A 22,939-nucleotide genomic window follows, 5' to 3' on the forward strand; every position below is an offset into this window, starting at 1 on the left:
TACAAAATCCTAAGGGCTCTTTTAAGGGCGTGTATTACTCACCTTTCTCTAATGACAATAAGCCGTTCCAAAAGAATCATATTGGCCCGTAACATCGAAAGTTAGTCCTGCTTCTCTTTGGCCTTCCATTCGTATTGCAACCTCGTACGTACTCTGATCCTCTTTATGTTTTACTTTCACCGCGTAACGATCTTGACTGCGGGAATATTGGGAAGATACAGTCTCAAGGTCCTCTTTGTCCACACTATATTCAAAAGCGATAAAAGACTTCGCATGATCCTTTGCAGCTGTATGTGTCCAAGGGGCTCCATTCAAATAAAAATATCCGAACACAATTGATAGCGGCACTAAAATAGAGAAAAAAATTAATAACCTACGAAGCATCGTATCCCTCCTACACATCCTTATTATGTACAGTATAAGTGAGAAGGTTTTGTTTTGGAACTATTTCCGACTATTTTTATCAGAAAAGTAAATTTGAAATGTTGGCTTGTGGTGAAGGTGAACATACTCGGGCTAGATGAAAAAGAGATGTACAGGAACTTTTATCACGACAAAACGGCATGAGTTCAAGCACTCATGCCGTTTTATTTTTCCTAACACTTACCGTCTTTTGGGTCTCGGTTTAGCTGGTTCAAGATTAACTCTTGCACCATTTAAGCGGGAGTATTTAATTGCTTCATAAACAAATGGAGCTGATTCTTCCGGAACCTCTATAAACGTGAAGTTTTCAAAAATGTCAATCTTTCCGATTGTACGGCCAGGGATACCGGCTAATTCAGCTACTTCTTCAACCAATTTTTTCGGTGTTAAGTCCACGTTGCGTCCAACGTTAATAAAGAAGCGAGTCATTCCTTTTTGTGCACCTGTATCTCCAAAGTTGTACGTTTCATCCGCAAGATTATCATGTCCGTAGAATGAAAGTTTCAATAGAGAAGTAACAACCTTTTCAGGAGGATATTCCTTGAGCAGGTCCGTTACGATTCCTTCATACAAATCAGTCTCATCATGTTGTTCCATTAGATCGATGATTTGTTTCTTCCATGATTCCTGTTGTTTTTCAACAACCTCTTCTATAGAAGGAAGGTTTTGAGAAGGGATTGACATTTTGATTTCAATTTCAATTGAACGCAAATGCTTCATTTCTCTAGGAGTAACAAGGGTAAGAGCAAGCCCTTCTCTTCCTGCACGTCCTGTTCTACCGATACGGTGAACGTAGCTTTCTGGATCTTGCGGGATATCATAGTTAATAACATGAGACACATTTTCCACGTCAAGTCCGCGGGCAGCCACATCGGTTGCAACGAGGAACTCAATGTTAGAGTCTCTGAATTTACGCATAACGCCGTCACGCTGGGACTGTGTTAAGTCTCCATGAAGACCATCAGCCATATATCCCCTAGCCTGAAGCGCCTCAGTAAGCTCGGCTACACCCTTTTTTGTACGGCAAAAAATAATTCCGAGTTCAATATGTTCACTGTCAATAACTCGACAAAGGGAGTCCAGCTTATTTTTCTCAAGTACCTTATAATACACTTGGGATATTGATGGTGCTGTTACTTCACCTTTACTAATTGTGACATGCTTTGGTGTGTTCATATATTTATTGGATAGCTTTCGAATAGGTGGTGGCATGGTTGCAGAAAACAACATCATTTGACGATCTCGGTTGACCATCTTCAATACTTTTTCAATGTCCTCAATGAAACCCATGTCCAACATTTCGTCAGCTTCATCCAAGATAAATGTATGAATTTTTGATAGGTTCAACGTTTTACGGTTGATATGATCCAACACACGCCCTGGTGTACCAACAACCACATGCACGCCTCTTTTTAAAGCTTTAATCTGATGACCAATAGATTGACCACCATAAATTGGTAATGTAATGACATTTTTATGCTTGGAAAGCTTCTGCAACTCTCCTGCCACTTGGATCGCAAGTTCTCTTGTAGGTGTTAATATCATGGCTTGAATATGATTGTCATTTGTAATTTTTTCAATTAATGGAATTCCAAAAGCCGCTGTCTTTCCTGTACCCGTCTGGGCTTGGCCGATTACATCGTTTCCATCCAAAATTACAGGAATGACCTTTTCTTGTATCGGTGAAGGGGCTTCAAATCCCATATCTGTGATTGCTTTTTTAATCGGTTCCGATATTTGAAAATCATCAAATTTCATAAACTTCTCATCCACCTTTAACTCTTTCGTTATTCATTTAATAAGTAAAAGCACCCATATTTGACTGCACGTTCCCTGATTTGATCACGGCTGCCCGCTAAATGCAATGGGAAGCTTTTCGTACCGGACTTTTTGGCGATGCCGATATAGACCGTTCCAGGTTCTTTTCCTTCTAATGAATCAGGACCTGCTACACCGGTAAAACTGATCCCAATATCTGCATTAAGGATCTTTCTTGCATTTTGGGCAAGCTCTTCGGCGCATTCCATACTCACAGTTCCCGCATTTTTAATGGTCTTCTCTTCTACTCCTAGAAGGTTTTGTTTCACCTTTGCATCATAACAAATGACGCCCCCTTTATAAAAGGAAGAAGCCCCTACCAATCCGGTCATCCATTCTCCGAACATGCCTCCTGTCAAACTCTCGGCTGAAGCAAGCGTGAGTTTCTCTTGCTTTAACTTGTTACCAAGTACAGTCGGTAACGTATCTTTTCCATATCCATAAAAATAAGAACGGGTTGATTCAAGAATGGTCTTTTCAAGCTTGTCTAGCGCAAGACTATTTTCATCCGTGTCCCCTTTTGCAGTGAGGCGAAGGGTAACTTCTCCCGAAGATGCCAAAGGAGCAATCGTAGGGTTTGTTTGATTTTCTATCAGATCATCCAACATATCTGCTAACGTTGATTCACCAATTCCGAAAAACCGAAGAACTCGCGACGAAATTTCAACGTCTGAGGCTCCTTGCTTTTTCGCCAAATAGGGGATTACCTGTTCTTCCACCATTGGGTACATTTCTTTTGGCGGGCCGGGCAAAAGGAGAAAGGCGGGTTTTGTATTAGTCTTTAAGCCGCAAGCTAGACCATAATGGTTAACGAACACATGAGACCCTTCAAGCACTTGAGCTTGCTTTTTATTGTTTGGTGTCATTGTCTGCTTCCGTTGTTTAAAGAACAAGGTTATGGTGTTTAATGTTTCTTCGTCAATCACAAGCGCTTTACCCAAGTAATCGGCTAAAGTTTCTTTCGTCAGATCATCTTTTGTCGGTCCAAGTCCCCCGGTTAAGACAATGAAGTCCGCACGCTTCTCAGCTATGCGGATCGCCTCTGTAAGTCGTCCTTTATTATCGCCAACTGTCGTGTGAAAATAGACATTGATCCCTAGATTTGTCATTTTTTCAGACAGGAAGCGGGCATTGGAATTTGTAATTTGACCGAGTAACAGTTCAGAGCCTACAGCAATAATTTCTGCGTTCATCCCGTTCCCCCTGGGTCTAATTTGATTTTGATAGCACATGTTTGTTTTTTACAAAGTAATCCCATCCTGAAAATACCGTTAAAACGACGGCAACATAAATCATAATGGTATCGAATGGAATACTAAAAGCTTCAAAGATCACGTTATGTAGCATTAAAGCAGCTGCTGCAACAATTTGACTCACCGTTTTCCACTTGCCCCATGAGCTAGCAGCTATCACATCACCATCAGCTGCTGCAACAAGGCGTAAACCTGTTACCGCAAACTCCCTGCTTAAAATAACGATCGCAGCCCAAGCCGGGAACATGCCTAGTTCCACAAGGCATACAAAAGCGGCTGTTATTAATAACTTGTCAGCCAACGGATCAAGGAATTTCCCCATATTTGTTACCAAGTTGTATTTTCTGGCATAGTATCCATCTAGCCAATCCGTTGAAGCAGCGATAATAAAGACGACCGCAGCCACAAAGTGGGAGATCGGGATACTAGCCCCGAGGATAGACCATTCCCCCCAATTAAAAGGAATGAGAAGGAAAATCATGAATAACGGAATAAGGAAAATTCTGGAGATTGTAATTTGATTTGGTACGTTCATGTTGAGCCTCCTTTTATACGGGCAGTCCACACACTTTATCCGTTTATTCCTATAGAATCTTTTTCAATTTTACCAAACTAAACCAAGGATTGCGAATAATAAACGATAAACAAGTAAATGAAAACAAAACGCTGCCCACTTAGGAGCAGCATTTTAACACTATCGCATTAATCTTGCTCAAAATTGATGATTAGGTTTTGAACATCGTTCTCACTTGCGTCCAAAGGAAAGTCAAAGGATTCTCCATTGATGAACAAGCTAACTCCCGGAGCGTTCCCTGTTCGTATGAAGATACTTTCAGCATCTGTCAAATCGTATGTGAGATCAACAGAGTTTTGAAACGTAGTATCTTCTTCAACCTCTCCATCGATTTCGATCCTCATATAGTTTGCCCCTGTTGTAACAATCTGAAGCTCGAACGCATCTGTCCCTGACAGGGTAACTTCCGTGTTTCTATCTTCAATAGAATCAACAGTAATCTCTTGTTCTTGCTCATCAATTTCCGGCTCTTCTACGTTCTCTTCAGTAATTTCCTCTTCATCAATCTCATCGGAAGTTGATTCATCCATTGCCTCAACCTCATCTTCCTCTATAGGGGCACCACTATCATCGAAATCCCCTGGTGTTTCACTTTCCCGTGGCACAGCATTTGAATCCGGTCTTTCAAGATTAAAGGCCCATATAACCACAATGAGAAGAATAATGATAAGTGCCACAATAAATGTGGGAAGAAGGGACGCGAATCTTGAATTTTTTGTCACTTTTTTTACATTTGATTCGTTGTTTTTTTTCCTACTTGTTCTAGGTGGGAGCTGTGATGACTCTTTTTTCGGTTGAGGTAGTTCATCCTTGTGTTCTACAAATAAGAGTTCAGGGTCAAGTCCTACCGCATCTGCGTAATTCTTAACAAAAGCTCTTACGTAAAACTCACCCGGTAGCCTATCAAAAGCCCCTTCTTCAATAGCAAGTAAGTACCGTTTTTGTATTTTTGTTTTGATTTGCAATTCTTCTAACGACAGACCTCGTTCTTCTCGGGCTGTTTTCAAACGCAATCCTAATTCTGACAATGCAAACACCTTCCATGCTAACTAATATCAAAGGATGAAAAACCTGAATCTACAGCTTCATATGTAATTTCCTCTGATTCATCGCTTCTTAGTTCAATAATATAATCAAAGTCCTCTAGCGTGTATTCTGTTTCTCTTACGAAAATATCGGGGTGCTCTACTACTTTTGTTGCCGGGAGTCGCATGATATCAGATACAAGCATGCGGTGTTTTTCTGAAGCACGCATGGTTGAAACAATCCCGTCAATAATATAAATGTGATTTTCTGAAAATTCATCATCTGCCAATTGACTTCGAATCGTTTGTCTTAAAAGAGTAGAACTTAAAAACGACCAACGTTTGCTTGCACAGACGCTTGCAGCAACAACCGATTCCGTTTTTCCTACACGTGGCATACCTCTAATTCCAACGAGTCGGTGACCGTCTTTTTTAAACAACTCGGCCATAAAATCGACTAATAACCCCAGTTCGTCCCGTACGAATCGAAATGTCTTCTTCTCATCCTCATCTCTTTCTATGTAACGCCCATGTCTAACAGCCAGACGGTCCCGGAGCTTCGGTTCCCGAATTTTTCTCAACGTAATAATATCCATTGTTTCTAGAATGAATTTAAGACGTTCAATTGCTTCATCACTTTCGCTTCGAAGCAACATTCCTCTTCGTTGATGTTCGACTCCGTTAATCGTGACAATATTAATTCTAAGCATCCCGAGTAAAGAAGCAATTTCACCCAATAGACCAGGGCGGTTTTCATGTATTTGATATTCGAGGTACCACTCTTTTTTTTCCATTATGTGCTCCTCTCATCTGCACAATTGTACAGGCTTTGTTCATTCTATTATCATAATGTATTTTTTTCACCATTGAAAGAGTTTCGTTAGTGAATTCATACTTTTTTTAATTCTAAGAGATGTTACGACCGACTTGTTCACTAAATTGTGTTTAGCCAGAATCTGTAGTTAACGACAAAAGGTATCGCCTGGGAGGCGACACCTTTTATACTGACGTTATTTCTGCTGCACTAATTTTACCATCATATTAGCGATCGCGTGTTGCTCTTCTTCAGAAGCCACTCGCCAAAGATCGGCTAAAACCGCTTCCTGCTCATTCTTAGGTTCAACTTGTTCAGCCAAGTATTCCCCAACTTGATAAGCAACTTCAGAAACAACTTGGTTGTTCATGCCTTCATGCTTACCTTGCTCTAAACGATCACCTAAAAAGTGTTTCCATTGATCCCAATTGTCTAAGACACTCATGGTGTACCCTCCCTTTATTTAATTCTCCTTTAGTTTTTCAAAAGACAAGAAGAACTATGCATGGAAGTTAACAGTACCAAGCGCCATTTACACTAAGAATCTGACCTGAAACATAAGACGCAAAAGGAGAAGCAAGATAACACACCGCCTCAGCCACTTCTTCAGGCGTTCCCGGTCTTCCAGCAGGTATGTCTGAAACTACTTCCTCGATTTCCTCGTTACTGAAGACGTTGTTCATGTTGGATTGAATGAATCCTGGGGCAACGGCATTCACTTGTATACCAGAAGGGCCCAGCTCCTTTGCAAGAGCCTTTACATAAGCATTCAATCCTCCTTTGACCATGGAGTACAACACTTCACAAGAAGCCCCGGTCAAACCCCATACGGAAGAAATGACAATAATTTTTCCGGACTTTCTTTTTATCATATCGGGCAAAAAATGATTTGTGATTTGATACGGAGCAATCAAGCCCAATTGCAATGCTCCTTCCAAATCAGTCTGTTGAAAATCCTGAACGAGACCTGTATAACTTTTACCGCTGTTATGAACGAGCACATCTGGGACTACTTTAATCTTGTCACATAGCTCTGAAACACTTGTCGGATCGCTCAAGTCTCCTTGAACAATGTTTGGCTCTTCACCACTTGCTGTAAGGATTCTATTTGAGGTCTCCAGAACCGCTTCTTTATTATTGTTGTAGTGAAGAATCAGGGAATATCCTTTTTGTGCCAACGAAACGGCTATGGATTGGCCAATCGTTCCACTGGCACCTGTCACAAAGGCTACAGGCACATTACCGGTCTCCTTTAGGCTTTACTAGACATTTTGTGAACTGCGTATCCGTCTTAAAATGCTCCCCCATTGCATCAGTAAGGTCATCAATAGTCAAGGATTCCAATACTGGAATCACATCAAACAAATTCATCTCGTTAAATTGATAACGGGTAAATTGATTCGCAATGTACTCTGGGGAATTGAGCGACTTTAGGAAAAATCCGATTTTCTTTTTTCGAATACTCTCAACGGTTCCTTGATCTAGATCACCTTTTACAAATTCTTCGACCATGGATTTTATCCGGTCAGAAAGCTCATCGGGTTTTGATGTATCACCGCCTATGACAGAAAAACCAAAGCCTAATTCTCCAGAATAATCAAAGGAAAATGTATCGTCAATTAAACCTTCTTCATAAAGTGCCTCATAATTTTTCGAACTTTGACCAAACATCATTTCCAACAGGACATTAATGGAAAGTTCGTGTCTTAACAACTCTTCTCCTTGACGATCAGGGCTTCGGTCTTTAAATCCAACAAGACACTTACCGGTTTTCACGTTCATTTTTAACTCTTCAGAGGCTTTAAACACCTCAGGTGGCTCAGCTTCGAAAAAGCGCTCGATTTTTTCAGGCTGAGGAAAGTCTTTATTAGCTTGATTTTCTTTCACCAAGGTCATGATTTCTTCCGGCTTCACATTTCCTACAATGAATAAAAGCATATTGTTTGGGTGATAGAACGTTTCATAACAGGTGTAAAGCAAGTCTTTAGTCACTTCATTAATTGATTCAATCGTTCCCGCAATATCAAGCTTTACAGGGTGATATTCATACAAATTGCTAATCAAACCGAAGTATCCGCGCCAGTCAGGGTTATCGTCGTACATTTTAATTTCTTGACCGATAATCCCTTTTTCTTTTTCAACACTTTCTTCTGTAAAATAAGGCTTTTGCACAAAATCGATGAGTGTTTTCAAATTTTTTTCCACTTTAGACGTACTTGAGAACAAATAAGCCGTTCTTGTAAAGCTTGTAAAAGCGTTAGCAGAAGCTCCTTGCTTACTGAAGAGTTGAAAAACATCCCCTTCTTCATCCTCAAACAGCTTGTGCTCAAGAAAGTGAGCAATTCCATCCGGGACTTTTAGTGCCTCTTTTTCACCTAAGGGAATGAAATTATTATCAATTGAACCGTATTTCGTAGTAAAAGTAGCAAATGTTTTATTGAACCCTGCTTTAGGAAGGATATAAACGTCCAATCCATTTTCAAGCTGCTCATAATAAAGGGTTTCGTTTAGCTGATCAAAGGACTGTTTATTCATTAGAGTCACCCTCCGTTCCTTTAAGAAAGTAAATCGTATCCAGCTCTATTTTTTCCGCTACTCGTACAACGTCTTCTTTTGTCACCTTTTCGATATTTGGAATCCAATCATCGAGTTCTCGCTTTTTACTTCCCAACTCATTATGATACATCAGTTCTACAAGACCTCTTGGTGCATCCATCGTCTCAAGGAGCTGATTTTTCAAGACGGCTTTCGTCTGTTCAAGTTGCTCTTCTTCAAAGTCACCGTTTTTCATCGCTTCCATTTGTTCACGAATAATCGTTAACGCTTTTTCATAATTGGAAGTCTCAATTCCGCTCATCACCATTAATAGCCCTTTATGACTTTCTACTCTAGACGCGGCATAATAAGCAAGGCTCGCTTTTTCTCGGACGTTTATAAAGAGCTTCGAGTGTGAAAATCCACCGAACAACCCGTTAAAAAGCTGAAGGGCGAAGTAATCATCATCTTGGTACGTAATATTCGTTCGGTAGCCAAGGTGCAACTTCCCTTGTTTAAGCTCCTGTTCTTCAACAACTTCATTCTCTTCAACCATTTTCTTTTGTTCTTGCTTTTTTTCCTGGACACGTTTCGAATCGTTGCTTCTCGCCGGTAATGTAAGATGGTTTTTAACAAGTGTCTTTACTTGATCCACATCAACATCACCTACAACAAACAAGTCAAGATCGTCCTCTTGAACAACTTTTTGATAATATTCGTAAAGTGATTCCCGGCTAATGCCGTCCAACTCTTCTGCATCACCATATACGAATAGACCATATGCTTCGTCTTGACACATTTCCTCGTTAAGTCTCATATTCGCATAGCGAATTTTATCATCATAAACGCTTTCTATACGCTGTTTTAAGTTTCTTTTCTCACTCTTTAAAATGGATTCCTTAAAACCGTCTCCATCAAGCAACGGGTTTGCCACCACAGATGTCATCATCTTAAAAGCTTCTTCCAACAAGGGGGTATCATCTTTTAGATACCGCTCATTGGCAACCTCCAATTTAAAAGAAACAAGATGGTTTTCTCCCTTTTTATTCACATCTCCCGTCAGAGACGCTCCATATAAGCCATCAAGAGTTTGACGAATTTTTTGACGGGTAGGAAAGTCTTTTGAACCGCTTTGCAAAACTAGCGGTAACAGAGCCCGTTTTGTATGATCTTCTTTTGTAAGTGGTGCCCGCATATGTAGAACGAGCGTATTTGTTTTATACGTTTTCGACTGTATGACGTGGACACGGACAGGACCTTCTGTAAATTGATTTACATTCACTGATTCCAAATCATTACCCTCCTTGAGTTTCGAGAATTAAGGCAAAATCCAGTTAGGTTCAACACTTAGGATACCTTTCTTTTGTGTTTATACACTGATTGTAGCGAAAAAGGTGTAAAGAATGCAAAATATTCCTCTGTTTACTAAAATTTTTATTTACTTCGTCATCTTTCCTTCCTTTGTGATGTTTTCCCCGAGGATCTCAGCTTTTTGGCATATGGAATCAGTAAATGATGTTACAAGATCTGTTTGAAAAGAAAACAAAAAAAACGAGGGTGGGACAGCAGTGTTTATTATGAATGGAATTCCGAACAATAGGAAGCGGTGCAAAAAAACCGCTACAAAAATATACTTCCCTTTTGATCCCTCACAGAAGGCAACGTATATTTCATTCGCTCTCATAGCGAATTGTTCGGACTCTACTCTAAACACTCGATGTCTAAGCCTCGTCCTTTAATTAAACTCTTTTTCTTATTACATGGAACTTGAACTTATCTGCTCTAAAGTAATTGATAGAATATAATACCGGTGTTTCTTGCAAGCTAAAGTGCATTTGCTTCAACGTCAAAAGAGAGGTTTCCGGTTCACAGTCCAAAATTTCAGAAACTTTATCGTGAAAACCAATCGGTTCGATCTGTGTGTGGGCATAACTGATGGAAGTACCTGATGATTCAAGCTGATTAAAAATGGATTCTTCTTTATGGGAGACATACTCCGGCAATAGTCGTTTCGGAAGTTTATCAAGACAGTAGACAACCGGTTGCCCGTTTGCCGTACGAACTCGCTCGATGATAATAATCTCCTTTAAGTTTAAATCGTTGAATCGAATACAGTCATCTTCTGACGCCGGCTGAACTGTTGAAGATAAAAAGATCGTTCCAGGCTCCATGTTACTTGTTTTTATCATGTCCGTCACACTATTCAATTCTTCTATTCCGGAAGAAAAAAGTGGCTTTGAATTAACAAATGTTCCTACTCCATGCCGTCTGATGATAATACTTTCATCTTCAAGCATCCGAAGAGCTTCCCTTAACGTTGCACGACTCACACCTAGTTGCTTGGATAAGCCGAACTCTGAAGGTAATCTCTCACCAGGTTCATAATGGCCCTTTTCAATATCTTCTTTAATCCGGTCAATGACCTGCAAATAAAGCGGCCGATGGTCGGACTTAATCATAAATCCACTCCCCTTACACCCTTTTATATCTCTACAATAAATAGCTAAATTAACTTTATCACGAAACCCGAATGAAGACTAGCATTTTTACAAGCGCTTTCTTAAGGTAGACTGGTTCAACTGGTTCAACTGGTTCAACCATTTCCCCAAAGCTATATCCTTTAAACTCCGTTCGGTGTCTAACATAATAAATCCCGGTACGAGCTAAATCGTACCGGGAACAGATCTTTATCCATTTGAGACTTGGTCGTCTTGTGATTTTGCGACAAGGACTTCCCTTGGTTTACTTCCTTCATAGGGTCCAACTATGCCTCTTACTTCCATCTCATCAATCAATCTGGCGGCACGAGTATAGCCAATACGAAAACGGCGCTGAAGCATGGAAACAGAAGCCGTTTGCATTTCAGTAATAAGTTGAACAGCTTCATCATACAAATCGTCTTCTACTGCACCATGTGATTCTTGATCTCCTTCTTCAGGAATCATCTCTTCTGCATACTGTGCTTTTTGTTGTTCAATACAGAAATTCACAATTCGTTCTACTTCTTCATCACTTAAGAAAGCACCTTGAATCCTTGTTGGCTTGGAAGCACCAACAGGAATAAACAACATATCCCCTCTACCGAGGAGCTTTTCTGCCCCGTTCATATCAAGAATGGTTCTTGAGTCTGTGGAACTCGATACACCAAAAGCAATTCTAGACGGAATATTTGCTTTAATAACACCCGTAATCACGTCAACAGACGGCCTTTGAGTTGCAATAATTAAATGAATGCCTGCCGCTCGGGCCATCTGTGCAAGGCGTGTAATCGAGTCTTCTACATCTGACGAGGCGACCATCATTAAGTCAGCAAGCTCGTCCACGATCACGACAATGAACGGTAAATAAGGATGGTGGTCTTCTTCCGGCCTCTTTTGGTTCTCCCTTTTCACATAAGCGTTGTAGCCTTCGATATTCCTAGTGCCTGAGTCCGCAAACAGCTCGTAGCGACGCTCCATCTCGGATACCACTTTCTTGAGCGCTTGAGAAGCCTTTTTAGGGTCGGTAACTACGGGCGATAAAAGGTGAGGGATGCCATTATAAACGTTTAACTCAACCATCTTAGGATCGATCATCATAAGCTTCACTTCATGAGGCTTACTTCTCATAAGGATACTTACGACAATGCCATTGATACACACACTTTTTCCGCTCCCTGTTGCACCGGCGACGAGAAGGTGAGGCATTTTGTTTAGCTCCGCAATAACAGCTTCACCTGAAATGTTACGCCCCAAACCAATCGATAGGGGGTTGTCTGAGTCGAGCATTGTTTTTGCCTCTAGTACCTCTTTTAGAGTAACAAGGGAAACTTCTTGGTTTGGTACTTCGATTCCAATAGCGGATTTACCCGGGATTGGTGCTTCAATACGAATGTCTTTTGCAGCCAAAGCCAAGGCAAGGTCATCGCTAAGATTTACAATTTTACTCACTTTCACTCCAGCAGAAGGATAAACTTCATACTTTGTAACGGATGGGCCGAGATGAACTTCCGTCACTTTCGCTTTTACCCCAAAGCTCTCCAAAGTCTGTTCAAGTTTCCTTGCATTTTTTGATAATAAATGATGTTCTTTTGTTTGATTTGTTTTCTTCGGATTATTCAAGAGACCAGCATCAGGAAGCTCATAATTTTCATTCTCCCTTGAAATAACAGCCAAAGAAGCAGTCGGAACAGGAATAACCTCTTCTTCCTCATCAGGAATGGGTTTGATTTCTTCTCTATCTGAGCTCTGATTTACCGAAGATGACATCGGTGCAGTCTCTTCCGCTTGGTCAATTTCGTTTGTTTTTCCTTCATATGCTTTCGTAGAAAAATCGTAAATGATCGGTTCTTCTTCAGGCTCGATGATTCCCGCAGGTTTTTCTTCTGTTTTTACAGATGGTGAAGTTGGTGTTTTTTTCCGTTCTTTCGCTTCTTCTTTCAACGCTTTTCTCTTTTCATCAATCGCTTCTTTCATCGACTGAACACTTTCAATGACCCAAGCTCCAATAGATGCAAACATCTTTTTAACATAGGCAAGGATACGGTCAAGACCCTTCTTCAACACATCGGTTACAGAGCGCCCTGTAATTAAAATAATTGCCGCAAAGATAAGTCCGATTGCAAAGGCAATGGTTCCTCCTGATGCAAATAAAAAGTGGGTCATACTAAAGCCAAGAGCACCAACCATTCCCCCTCCTAAACTTTCAATCCCTGTTTCTCCGCTCAATTGCATCATAAAAAGATAATAGGTGTTCATAATTACGGATCGATCCGTGAATGCTTCTGCTTCAGAAAGGGCCTCAAACAATCGAACATGAGTAAGGAGGGCGATGGCGAAAATCAATACATAACCACCCGTCATTTTTCTCGTCCAAAAGGTTGGCCATTTTCGTTTTATCATAAAATAAAAGGAAAGAAGTAAAAGACCGATCGTCATAAGGATATGCCAATCCCCTAATACAAATCTGAAAAGTTGGACGATTCCCTCTCCAGCAAACCCTAATCTAGCAAAAGCTACAGTCGAGATTACAAGTAAAAATACACCTGCCAGCTCGTAGGTAAGTTGGGATTTCCACTTTTGTTTTTTTCGTCTTCTTTTTGTCATTACTGTCACCTCAACTTATGTAAAGGCTCTGCCTTCATATATGTATTATTCTAGAGCCTACTCAAAATGCCTTTGTCTTGTTTTGTCACAAAAACAAGCAGCCATAGTCTTTGGCTGCTTGCAGACTCGAACGCTTGTTTTCATTTTAGCATACGATCATTGGTGAAGGAAGGGAGCATTGGTCCTACCTTCCTCTTATTCCATACCACCGGTAATAAACTTAGGATCGAGGAGACTACCTGGCTGATAGTTACTATTTAAGTACATATTCGGATCCGTACTCATAAGCCTCACTACTCTATATTTATTGGCACCGCTTTGAACATCATTTGTAGCTTCGACTACGAGGGAACCGCCAGGAATCGGTAAGGTTTGTTGTTTACTATACTCATCATCATTTGTTGGAAATACAAGGTTTTGCGGTTGGTATGTGTAAAGAATCATTGAACCACGTCCCCCCCGGACTGAGATTTCTGTTTTTCAATCAGTTCATTCAATTTCTTAATTGCGCTACCGATTCCTCCAACTTCATTGATCATGCCGTATTTTACTGCATCATCACCAATCACGTTCGTTCCAATATCACGAGTAAGGTTGCCTTTTGATAGCATTAGATCTTTGAACTTCTCTTCTGATATATTAGAATTTCTTGTAACAAAGCTGATCACCCGATCCTGCATTTTATCCAAGTATTCAAACGTTTGTGGGACTCCAATCACAAGTCCAGTAAGACGAACAGGATGGATTGTCATAGTAGCGGTTTCAGCAATAAAACTATAGTCGGCTGAGACAGCGATTGGAACACCAATGGAGTGACCTCCACCTAACACAAGTGTAACCGTGGGCTTTGATAATGAAGATATCATTTCTGCCAGTGCTAGTCCTGCCTCTACATCTCCACCAACGGTGTTCAATATGACAAGGAGACCTTCAATCTTTTTATTTTGTTCAGCAGCAACAAGCTGTGGAATGACATGTTCGTATTTGGTAGTTTTATTTTGGGGTGGGAGTTGCATATGACCTTCAATCTGACCGATGATGGTGAGTACGTGTATGTTCGACTCTTCCATCTTAGGAACATTCGTTGCTCCGAGCTGTTGGATTTTATCCAGTATTCCTTCTTTCCCTTTGCCTCCATCTTGAGGCTGATTAGGGGCCGGTGTAGGCTCTTCATTATGATAAAACGTGTTCATGGCAATTTCCTCCTCATTATGACTCTAATGGTAGTATGGAATGATCTTACCTGTTTCATTCCGGGTACATTAAAAAGAAGAGGCTGAGACAGAAGTGTTTTTTAAGAAGGAAGTCCGAACAATCGTATGCGGGCAGGTGAACTGCTACTGAAATATACTAAAGTTGAAGAAAGGTGTAGCCGGAATGTTCTTCGCTTTCCGCGGCGGTGCCGGCGAACCTCTTCGGGCAAAGAGAAGAAGGCACTGAAAAAGTTCGATTTTAAACTTTTTCAATGCCTTCAAAGCCCTTCTGGGGTCTCTCCTGGCTCCCACGGCCGCAGGAGTCGTTGAACATTTCGGCTACACCTAATCACATGTCCAAGTTTAAATCGTTTGTGATAAATAATAGCTTACCGGTTCATCCTATCGGGTATCTTGGGAATTAAGATTCCATAATAATCGGCATGACCATTGGTCTTCTTTTTGTTTTTTCAAACAGAAATTTCCCAAGAACATCACGAACATGACTCTTGATTTGCGACCACTCCATAATATGTTGTTCGTTACAATGGGCGATCGTCTTCGTAACCAACGCTTCTGCCTCTTTAATTAATTCTTCGGATTCGCGCACATATACAAACCCACGAGAGATAATATTCGGTCCCGAGACACATTCATTTCCTTTGGTTAATCCGATGACAACGACCAGCACCCCGTCTTTTGAGAGAAGACGACGATCACGTAATACAATGTTTCCTACATCTCCAACCCCAAGTCCGTCTATAAGTACATTTCCAGCAGGTACCTTTTTGCCTCTTTTTCCTTGTCTATTTTCAAATTCAACGGTCTCACCTTTTTCAAGTAGGAAGATGTTCTCCTTATCAACATTACAACTCTCTGCAAGTCCACCATGGGCATATTGCATAGAAAACTCACCATGGACAGGGATAAAATGACGAGGTTGAATCAGGTTTAACATAAGCTTTAGCTCTTCTTGATACCCGTGTCCACTTGCGTGAATATTTCCCTTTCCATAAACTACTTCAGCACCGGAACGGTATAAAAGGTCAATCGTTTGGCTCATTGATTTTTCACTACCCGGAGTAGTAGCGCCTGAAATGATAATCCTATCCGTATTTTTTATTTTTACTTGCTTGTGTGTTTTTCTCGCCATTTGTGATAGTGCGCTTAAAGGTTCATTTTTACTTCCAGTTGTCAATATAACAAGAGATTGATCGTTACGTTTATCAATTTGATCTGGCTCCACAATAAGGTCTAAAGAATAAGAAAGGTAGTCTAGCTCGGACGCGATTTGAATCACTTGCTTCATCATTCGACCTACAGGTACGACTTTTCGATTGGTTCGCTCTGCTGCATCCAATGCCTGTTGAATGCGATCAAGGTTGGTCGAAAACGTAGCGATAATCACTCTACCTGGGGCATCATAAAAGGCGTCGTTCAGTTTTTCTTTTACGTTCTTTTCGCTTAAACTAACACCGGGCTTTTCTGCATTCATACTGTCAGACATCAGGCACAACACGCCTTTGTCACCTAAAGCAGCGATCTTGGAAAGTTCTGTTTCCCTTCCATTCACTGGGGTAGGGTCAAGCTTAAAGTCGCCTGTATAAACAATCGGCCCTTGTGAAGTATGAATACAAACCCCTACAGCACCCGGGATACTGTGTGTAACGTGGAAAAAGCTTAGAGGCGTACTGCCGACCTTGACTTTCGAGTCTTCGTCAATTTCTTTTACCAACGGTTTAGGGCACCCATTTAGTTCTTTACACATTTGTTCTACAAAAGCGAGTGTTAATCTTGTTCCATAAATAGGCGCATTCACTTCTTTTAATAAATAAGGAATCGCTCCAATATGGTCCTCATGTCCGTGAGAAAGAACAATTCCTTTTACTTTATCTTTGTTCTCAACTAAGTAGGTGAAATCCGGAATGACTAAGTCAACACCGAACATATCATCTTCTGGGAACATGAGGCCCCCATCAAGGATCACTATTTCATCATCAAGTTCTACGACGTACATGTTTTTTCCTAGTTCCCCAATGCCTCCAAGGGCAAAAACACGAATCTTTTCTGTAAGTTTAGACAATGCCATTTCCTCCTGTATGAGATTCACTTCTATGTAAAACCACTACGTCCTTAATTCATCAATAAGTGGTTGATCACGTCCAACTCTCTATCTGTAGTATAACGCACTTTAATTTTCAATGACAGGAATTGTATGAATATATAGAAATTAATACTGGTATGAGTAGAGAAAAACAAACATTGAAAAGCGATAAAAACCTTCCGACGATAATAAAACATTTTTAATTGCAACAACGGCCAACAGGTTGTGACAGCGACATTTAGATGACCATAGGCCATGGAACTGGACGTGGTAGGGATTTATCCAGCAGAAATGATGATCTTGCTTTATGGAGCGGATGGCGTGCAGGAAAGCTGAACCTTACACTCACCCAGAGATATACTTATAAAAATAAAAAGCCCTCGGAATTGTTACCAAGGGCTTTCCTTCTTATTTTGATTGGAGCGTGGCTGCCAATGTTTGTCGTTCTTCAGATGTTAATGGAACAAGAGGAAGGCGTACGCCTCCTACGTCTAATCCTTGGAGTTGAAGTGCTGTTTTTACTGGGACTGGACTTGGAGCCGCAAAAAGGCCGTTCATAATTGGAAGAAGCTTTTGATGAAGGAGACTTGCTGTTTTGTAATCTCCATTTACATGCGCATGAATCATTTCTTGCATCTCATTTCCGAGAATATGGGATGCCACACTTACAACACCGTTACCACCGATACTCATGATTGGTAATGTAAGGCCGTCATCACCTGAATACACTGTAAAAGGCTCAGGTGTGTTTGCAATAATGTCTGTAATTTGATCAAGGTCTCCGCTTGCTTCTTTCACACTCACAATGTTCTCGATTTTGGAAAGTTCCACTACTGTTTCAGTGCTCATACTCGTTCCGGTCCTACCCGGAACGTTGTATAGCATGATCGGGAGCTTTGTGTTTTGAGCTATAGCTTTAAAATGCTCGTAGATCCCTTTTTGAGATGGCTTATTGTAGTAAGGTGTAACAAGCATAATTGCATCTACACCTGTTTTTTCTGCCTTTTTCGTAAAGTCAATCGTTTGAAATGTATTGTTTGATCCTGTACCTGCAATAATTTTTACTCGTCCGTTTGCTACTTTTACCGCATGCTCGAACAACGCAAGCTTCTCTTCTTGTGACAAGGTCGGAGACTCCCCTGTCGTGCCTGCTACTACAAGGCCGTCTGAACCGTTACTGATCAAGTGTTCAATCACTTTTGTTGTTTTTGTAAAATCAATGTTGCCCTTTGAGTCGAAAGGGGTAACCATTGCAGTAATGATATGTCCAAAATTCATGTATTGTTCAACTCCTAGCTATAGATGATCTATTTTTCGTTCAAGAACATGTCATGCAGAGCGTTTACGGCATGGTTCATGTCTTCTTCCTTAACTAACACCCATATTGTAGTATGGGAATCTGCAGATTGCAAAATTTGAATGTTTTTCTCAGATAAAGCACCGACAATTTTGGATGTAACCCCTGGAACGCCTGTCATCCCAGCTCCAACAGCACTTACCTTCGCGCAGTTTCTTACGGCTTCAGGTTTAAATCCCATCGCTTCTAACACGCTGATCGCCTGGTCTGCTACTTCATCTTTCACTGTGTAGGCAACGCCCATAGGATGAATGCTTATAAAGTCCACACTAATGTTTTCATTGGCCATTGCTTTAAACACTTTCGCTTGAAGGTCATACTCCCCTTCGTTAGCTACTACTTTTATCTGCGTCACATTACTCACATGGGCAATCCCCGTTATCGGACGCTCTTCAACATCTTGACCTAGCGCTTTGGCAGTCGTCGTCGTAATGAGTGTCCCTTCTCCATCAGTAAACGTGGAGCGAATACGAATAGGAACTTTTGCTTGCATGGCAATCTCTACTGCTCTTGGATGAATGACCTTTGCTCCTTGATAAGCCATGTTGCAAATTTCATTATACGTGACAACGCTCAATGACTGAGCTTTGTCAACGATTCGCGGATCTGCTGTCATCACTCCGTCAACATCAGTAAAGATATCAACCACTTCAGCATTTAAAGCTGCACCTAGTGCCGTTGCCGATGTATCAGAACCGCCTCGGCCAAGGGTTGCTGTTGTTCCCTTCGGCGTTTGTCCTTGAAAACCGGTGACCACTGCAACGTCTACTTCGGTTAACGTAGCTTTTAGCTCATCCACTTTCATTTCCGTAATCTTTGCATTCGTGTAATCTTCCGTCGTTCGAAAGCCTGCTTGGGCTCCCGTGAGAGCCATCGCTTTGACTCCTTTTTCATTTAGAAGCTGTGAAAACACAACAGCTGATATCACTTCACCGCACGAAGCGAGTAGATCTAGCTCTCGTTTTGTTACGTGGGATTTTACACTTCCTCCAACCAAATTTAGTAATGTATCTGTAGCGTAAGGATCTCCCGTACGCCCAATTGCAGAGACTACAACTACAATTTTATTTCCTGGAGTAAGTGCCTTTATTACATGGTTGGCAGCCAGCTCCCTCATCTCAGGAGTTTTAAGTGAAGAACCGCCAAATTTTTGTACGATCATGTTCATAGCCCACCTCTGATTTTTACTTAAGTAAACCTTTTTTTACAAGAGTTTGGGCAATTTGAACACTGTTGAGTGCAGCCCCTTTTAACAAGTTATCGGAGACGATCCAGCAGTGGAAACCTTTATCGTTATCCAAGTCTTTACGGATACGTCCGACGAATACGTCATCCTTGCCCGCAGCATCAACCGCCATTGGATAGAGCTGTTCCTTTGGATTGTCCATCACGGTAACCCCATCAGCTTTTTCTAGCACAGAGAATAGCTCTTCTGTTGTAACGCCTTCTTGGGTTACTTCAAAGAACACACTCTCACTATGTCCTGTTTCAATTGGGAGACGTACGCATGTGGCAGCAACCTGCAAATCAGCGTCTCCAGTAATTTTTTTCGTTTCGTTTATCATTTTCATTTCTTCAAACGTATAGCCATTATCTTGGAACAAATCAATTTGAGGAATGGCATTGTACGCAATTTGGTAATGTTTCTTATCACCTGATACTGGTAGAAGGTTTGCTTCTGTTGCTTTTCCTTCGATTACATCTTTTGATTGAGCATACATTTCGTCGATTGCATCAGCCCCTGCGCCACTTACAGCTTGGTACGTGCTGACAATAATCTTCTTTAAGCCGAATGCTTTTCTCACTGGTTCAAGTGCGGCAACCATTTGAATGGTTGAGCAATTAGGATTACTGATAATGCCATTATGATCTTCCAAATGGTCAGGATTTACTTCAGGGACTACTAGAGGTACATCTGGGTCCATTCTGAATGCACTAGTATTATCAACAACAATAGCTCCTCGCTTGACCGCTTCAGGTGCCAAAGCTTTCGAAACTGAACCGCCTGCACTGAATAAAGCAAGATCAATTCCTTCAAAAGCTTCCGGAGTCGCTTCTTTTACCTCTACTTCTTCACCTTGGAATATAATTTTGGATCCTGCAGAACGTTTTGAAGAAAGGGGAAGGATTGATTTCACCGGAAATTGTAGTCGCTCCAACGTTTTTAACATTTCTTTCCCTACTGCACCTGTTGCACCGACGACTGCTAAGTTAAATGTTTTTTGCGTTTCCATTTCTATTTCTCCTCTCTCTATACATGGCTTTAAGTATTGAACATAACGGTTATGGCTATGTATTATTACATACCCAAAACCTTCATTTCAACACCGGGTTATTCTATATATACGCTCTTCTCAGCCCTGTTGCTTTTAGGCGATTCCATTCACTTTACGTGAATAAGAAGAAGGATCTCCACTTTGTGGCAGAACTCCCTTTAACCAAGGCTGTTTTTAAATTGTTAATGACTACATCCCCTTTCCATGTCCGTAAATAGCAACAGGAATCCCGGTCAAAAAGGTTAGCGATAAAGGGGCCTAATATTCATTCAACAACCAACTAGTTGATCACAGCCTACCAAAAACAACAATATTTACTAAAAACAGCGAATATAAACAACATAACGTAGTTAAGGGCAAGCCTTAACTACGTTGTACTTCGCAAGTCATATACCTGCACTATTTCTATTCTAGCAATTGTTGAGGATTTTTTCATCATTGATTATATCTTTGTACTAAAACTGGCTGAATTTGTTCTCCCGCCATTGCTGCCTCAACAGTGTCTAAGAGTCTGCTCATATCCGCTACAAGTGAATTGGGCTTTAAATATGGATGGTCTTGCCCGAAAGGAATAAAGAAAATATTTTTAGTGCCCATCAGCCTCATAATATTTACTCCATTTAACCCTAAGGCATCATTCGTTGAAATCCCTAAAACGACAGGGTTTCCGTTTCTCAAGGTTGCTTTTGCGCCCATTAGCACAGGTGAATCCGTCAATGCATTAGCAAACTTGCTTGTGGAATTGCCCGTAATAGGCGCAATTACCATGCAATCTAGAGGAGTCTTTGGACCAAACGGTTCAGCTAACGGAATGGAATTGACAATAGGCTCACTCGTAATGCTTTTAATTCTCTCTATCCAATCTGCACTTTCCCCAAACTTTGTGTCGGTTTTCTCAACCGTATATGTGACAAACGGAGTCACTTTCGCCCCTAACTTTACTAACTTTTCCATTTCTGGCATAACTTCTTCATACGTACAATGCGACCCGGTCAATCCAAAGCCGATATGTTTTCCTTCTAACCCCATCTAAGAAGTGCCTCCCCTCATTTTCTCCCATTGCTCTGCCAATAATAACGACAATACGTTTGCAATGATTCTACCAGCTGTTTTTGGTGCAACAATCCCCGGAAGCCCCGGAGCCAACAATGCTTTTATTCCTCGTTTTTCCGCATAGCGAAAGTCTGTTCCGCCTGGCTTACTTGCCAAGTCTACAATCAATGAATGAGTAGGCATTTTAGAAATAACATTGGCCTTTAGTACTTGTGCAGGAATGGTATTTATGATGATATCCGTGTTCTGTGCATGACCTTCGAGGTCATTTAGGTTAATTGGTGTGAAACCTTGTTCAAATGCTCGAGCTAATAATTCCGTTTGCTCTGCTGCTACTTTCACTTTTGCTCCAAGATGTTTGAAAGTCTTAGCCACCGTCATCCCTACACGCCCAAACCCAAGAACGATCATCTCAGAAGAGTGAATGGTCGTATCGGTGTGTTGAATGACCATCATTACTGTTCCTTCAGCAGTTGGAATTGAATTATAAATCGCTACATCATCACGACTGAATAACTCCACAAAGGGCCGTTTGCTTTTATGAAGCAATGCTTTCAATGAGTCTGTTGATATTCCTGAGTAAATGGTAGTTGCCTTATCAGTATTGTTTAACCACTTGGCATCTATCGTAATTGGTTCACCAGAGAAAATTGACTCTACTTCACCTTTAACATTCATTCCACTAACCGGAAGGATGATTGCATCAACACTTGCCGGATCGAGTGTACTCATTGACTGTTTTTTTGCTCCGGCAAATCCGTCATCCAATTGATCGAATCCGACTAACGACAGTTTGGCATCCATCTGCGAAAGTTTCCTTATGATTTCCAATTGCCTTGCATCACCACCAATAATGGCAACATGCATATCCGTTAACACTCGTTTTTCTCCCCTTTCTCCCATATGTCTTTATGAAGGGGACCTTCTTTTGCGATGTTTCTCATCCACATATTATGTATTGGGAGAATTGAACGTGCGAAAGTGAACGATGTCTTTTTCAAAAACTTCGATCATTTCTTTATATCGATTAAGGTAAATGAAAGGAGTTTGACTTCGTAGACGCTTCTCTTAGACGCGAACAGGGGTTACTTCAAAAAAATAATTGTTTGCGAAAAAACAAAAAAAGCCTCACTTGGAGGCTTCTACGGTTGGACTTCAATAATAATCATATCGGTTCCAATTTTTTTTATTTGGTGCCAATAAACCGTAACTTCTTTATCTCTTTTCGCAAGGCCGAACCACTTTAATGTAGGAATAACAAACGCTTGAATTTGACCCGTTCGTTCATCTATTACCAAGTCTGTTTGACCAAGAACGCCTAAACGCTCTCCTTTGTGAAAATCAATGATTTCTTTATTGCTGATTTCACTTAAACGCATAAGCCCCCTCCTTCATAGCCTCTATACTTGATTCTATGAAGAAAGAGGGGC

General features: G+C 40.9%; 21 protein-coding genes. All 21 read right to left on the reverse strand.

Annotated features, from left to right (window positions below; all coding sequences use genetic code 11):
• Nucleotides 1-48: 48 nt before the first annotated feature.
• The 21 genes from G476_RS0109175 to G476_RS0109280 all read right to left on the reverse strand — a co-directional run bounded on the left by G476_RS0109175 (nt 49) and on the right by G476_RS0109280 (nt 22,888).
• Nucleotides 49-384: a YfjL-like protein gene (locus G476_RS0109175; RefSeq protein WP_026689830.1), complete on the reverse strand. Its 336-nt coding sequence runs from the start codon at nt 382-384 to the stop codon at nt 49-51.
• 219 nt (nt 385-603) lie between these two features.
• Nucleotides 604-2,181 carry a DEAD/DEAH box helicase gene (locus G476_RS0109180; protein WP_035186340.1) on the reverse strand — a complete coding sequence of 526 codons (1,578 nt, stop codon included), beginning with the start codon at nt 2,179-2,181 and terminating at the stop codon, nt 604-606.
• Between the two features lie 29 nt (nt 2,182-2,210).
• Nucleotides 2,211-3,434, reverse strand: coding sequence for a competence/damage-inducible protein A (locus G476_RS0109185; RefSeq protein ID WP_026689832.1), 1,224 nt, complete (start codon nt 3,432-3,434; stop codon nt 2,211-2,213).
• Nucleotides 3,435-3,450: 16 nt separating this feature from the next.
• Complete coding sequence (gene pgsA, locus G476_RS0109190) at nt 3,451-4,029, reverse strand: CDP-diacylglycerol--glycerol-3-phosphate 3-phosphatidyltransferase (RefSeq protein ID WP_026689833.1); 579 nt, start codon at nt 4,027-4,029, stop codon at nt 3,451-3,453.
• Nucleotides 4,030-4,196: 167 nt separating this feature from the next.
• A complete protein-coding gene (locus tag G476_RS0109195; RefSeq protein ID WP_026689834.1) occupies nt 4,197-5,096 on the reverse strand; it encodes a helix-turn-helix domain-containing protein in 900 nt (299 codons plus the stop codon).
• A gap of 17 nt (nt 5,097-5,113) precedes the next feature.
• On the reverse strand, nt 5,114-5,887 hold the full coding sequence (locus G476_RS0109200) for a DUF3388 domain-containing protein (protein WP_026689835.1): 774 nt from the start codon (nt 5,885-5,887) through the stop codon (nt 5,114-5,116).
• Between the two features lie 216 nt (nt 5,888-6,103).
• Entirely contained in the window at nt 6,104-6,352 is a 249-nt protein-coding gene (locus tag G476_RS0109205) for a DUF3243 domain-containing protein (protein WP_026689836.1), read from the reverse strand.
• Nucleotides 6,353-6,419: 67 nt separating this feature from the next.
• The gene (ymfI, locus tag G476_RS0109210) at nt 6,420-7,145 is read right to left on the reverse strand and encodes an elongation factor P 5-aminopentanone reductase (protein WP_026689837.1); all 726 of its coding nucleotides are present in this window, start codon (nt 7,143-7,145) and stop codon (nt 6,420-6,422) included.
• A gap of 1 nt (nt 7,146) precedes the next feature.
• Nucleotides 7,147-8,442 carry an EF-P 5-aminopentanol modification-associated protein YfmH gene (gene yfmH / locus G476_RS0109215; RefSeq protein ID WP_026689838.1) on the reverse strand — a complete coding sequence of 432 codons (1,296 nt, stop codon included), beginning with the start codon at nt 8,440-8,442 and terminating at the stop codon, nt 7,147-7,149.
• The gene (yfmF, locus tag G476_RS0109220) at nt 8,435-9,733 is read right to left on the reverse strand and encodes an EF-P 5-aminopentanol modification-associated protein YfmF (RefSeq protein WP_245579650.1); all 1,299 of its coding nucleotides are present in this window, start codon (nt 9,731-9,733) and stop codon (nt 8,435-8,437) included. Before yfmF ends, yfmH begins: the two co-directional genes overlap by 8 nt.
• Before the next feature lie 448 nt (nt 9,734-10,181).
• Entirely contained in the window at nt 10,182-10,901 is a 720-nt protein-coding gene (locus G476_RS0109230) for a GntR family transcriptional regulator (RefSeq protein ID WP_026689841.1), read from the reverse strand.
• Nucleotides 10,902-11,129: 228 nt separating this feature from the next.
• On the reverse strand, nt 11,130-13,526 hold the full coding sequence (locus tag G476_RS0109235) for a DNA translocase FtsK (RefSeq protein ID WP_026689842.1): 2,397 nt from the start codon (nt 13,524-13,526) through the stop codon (nt 11,130-11,132).
• Between the two features lie 195 nt (nt 13,527-13,721).
• Nucleotides 13,722-13,970, reverse strand: a complete 249-nt coding sequence (locus G476_RS0109240) for a YlzJ-like family protein (RefSeq protein ID WP_026689843.1) — start codon at nt 13,968-13,970, stop codon at nt 13,722-13,724.
• Nucleotides 13,967-14,719 carry a ClpP family protease gene (locus G476_RS0109245; RefSeq protein ID WP_026689844.1) on the reverse strand — a complete coding sequence of 251 codons (753 nt, stop codon included), beginning with the start codon at nt 14,717-14,719 and terminating at the stop codon, nt 13,967-13,969. Before G476_RS0109245 ends, G476_RS0109240 begins: the two co-directional genes overlap by 4 nt.
• Before the next feature lie 421 nt (nt 14,720-15,140).
• Nucleotides 15,141-16,808, reverse strand: coding sequence for a ribonuclease J (locus tag G476_RS0109250; protein WP_035186342.1), 1,668 nt, complete (start codon nt 16,806-16,808; stop codon nt 15,141-15,143).
• A 423-nt stretch (nt 16,809-17,231) separates the two neighbouring features.
• Nucleotides 17,232-18,101 carry a 4-hydroxy-tetrahydrodipicolinate synthase gene (gene dapA / locus G476_RS0109255; protein ID WP_026689846.1) on the reverse strand — a complete coding sequence of 290 codons (870 nt, stop codon included), beginning with the start codon at nt 18,099-18,101 and terminating at the stop codon, nt 17,232-17,234.
• A 29-nt stretch (nt 18,102-18,130) separates the two neighbouring features.
• Nucleotides 18,131-19,348, reverse strand: coding sequence for an aspartate kinase (gene dapG, locus G476_RS0109260; RefSeq protein WP_026689847.1), 1,218 nt, complete (start codon nt 19,346-19,348; stop codon nt 18,131-18,133).
• Nucleotides 19,349-19,364: 16 nt separating this feature from the next.
• Nucleotides 19,365-20,414, reverse strand: a complete 1,050-nt coding sequence (gene asd, locus G476_RS0109265; protein ID WP_026689848.1) for an aspartate-semialdehyde dehydrogenase — start codon at nt 20,412-20,414, stop codon at nt 19,365-19,367.
• A 477-nt stretch (nt 20,415-20,891) separates the two neighbouring features.
• The gene (dpaB, locus tag G476_RS0109270) at nt 20,892-21,485 is read right to left on the reverse strand and encodes a dipicolinate synthase subunit B (protein WP_026689849.1); all 594 of its coding nucleotides are present in this window, start codon (nt 21,483-21,485) and stop codon (nt 20,892-20,894) included.
• On the reverse strand, nt 21,486-22,388 hold the full coding sequence (gene dpaA, locus G476_RS0109275; RefSeq protein WP_026689850.1) for a dipicolinic acid synthetase subunit A: 903 nt from the start codon (nt 22,386-22,388) through the stop codon (nt 21,486-21,488).
• A 263-nt stretch (nt 22,389-22,651) separates the two neighbouring features.
• Nucleotides 22,652-22,888, reverse strand: coding sequence for a YlmC/YmxH family sporulation protein (locus tag G476_RS0109280; RefSeq protein WP_026689851.1), 237 nt, complete (start codon nt 22,886-22,888; stop codon nt 22,652-22,654).
• Nucleotides 22,889-22,939: the final 51 nt, after the last annotated feature.

Origin of the sequence: Alteribacter aurantiacus DSM 18675, assembly GCF_000429705.1 — a bacterium.
Lineage (GTDB): Bacteria > Bacillota > Bacilli > Bacillales > Salisediminibacteriaceae > Alteribacter > Alteribacter aurantiacus.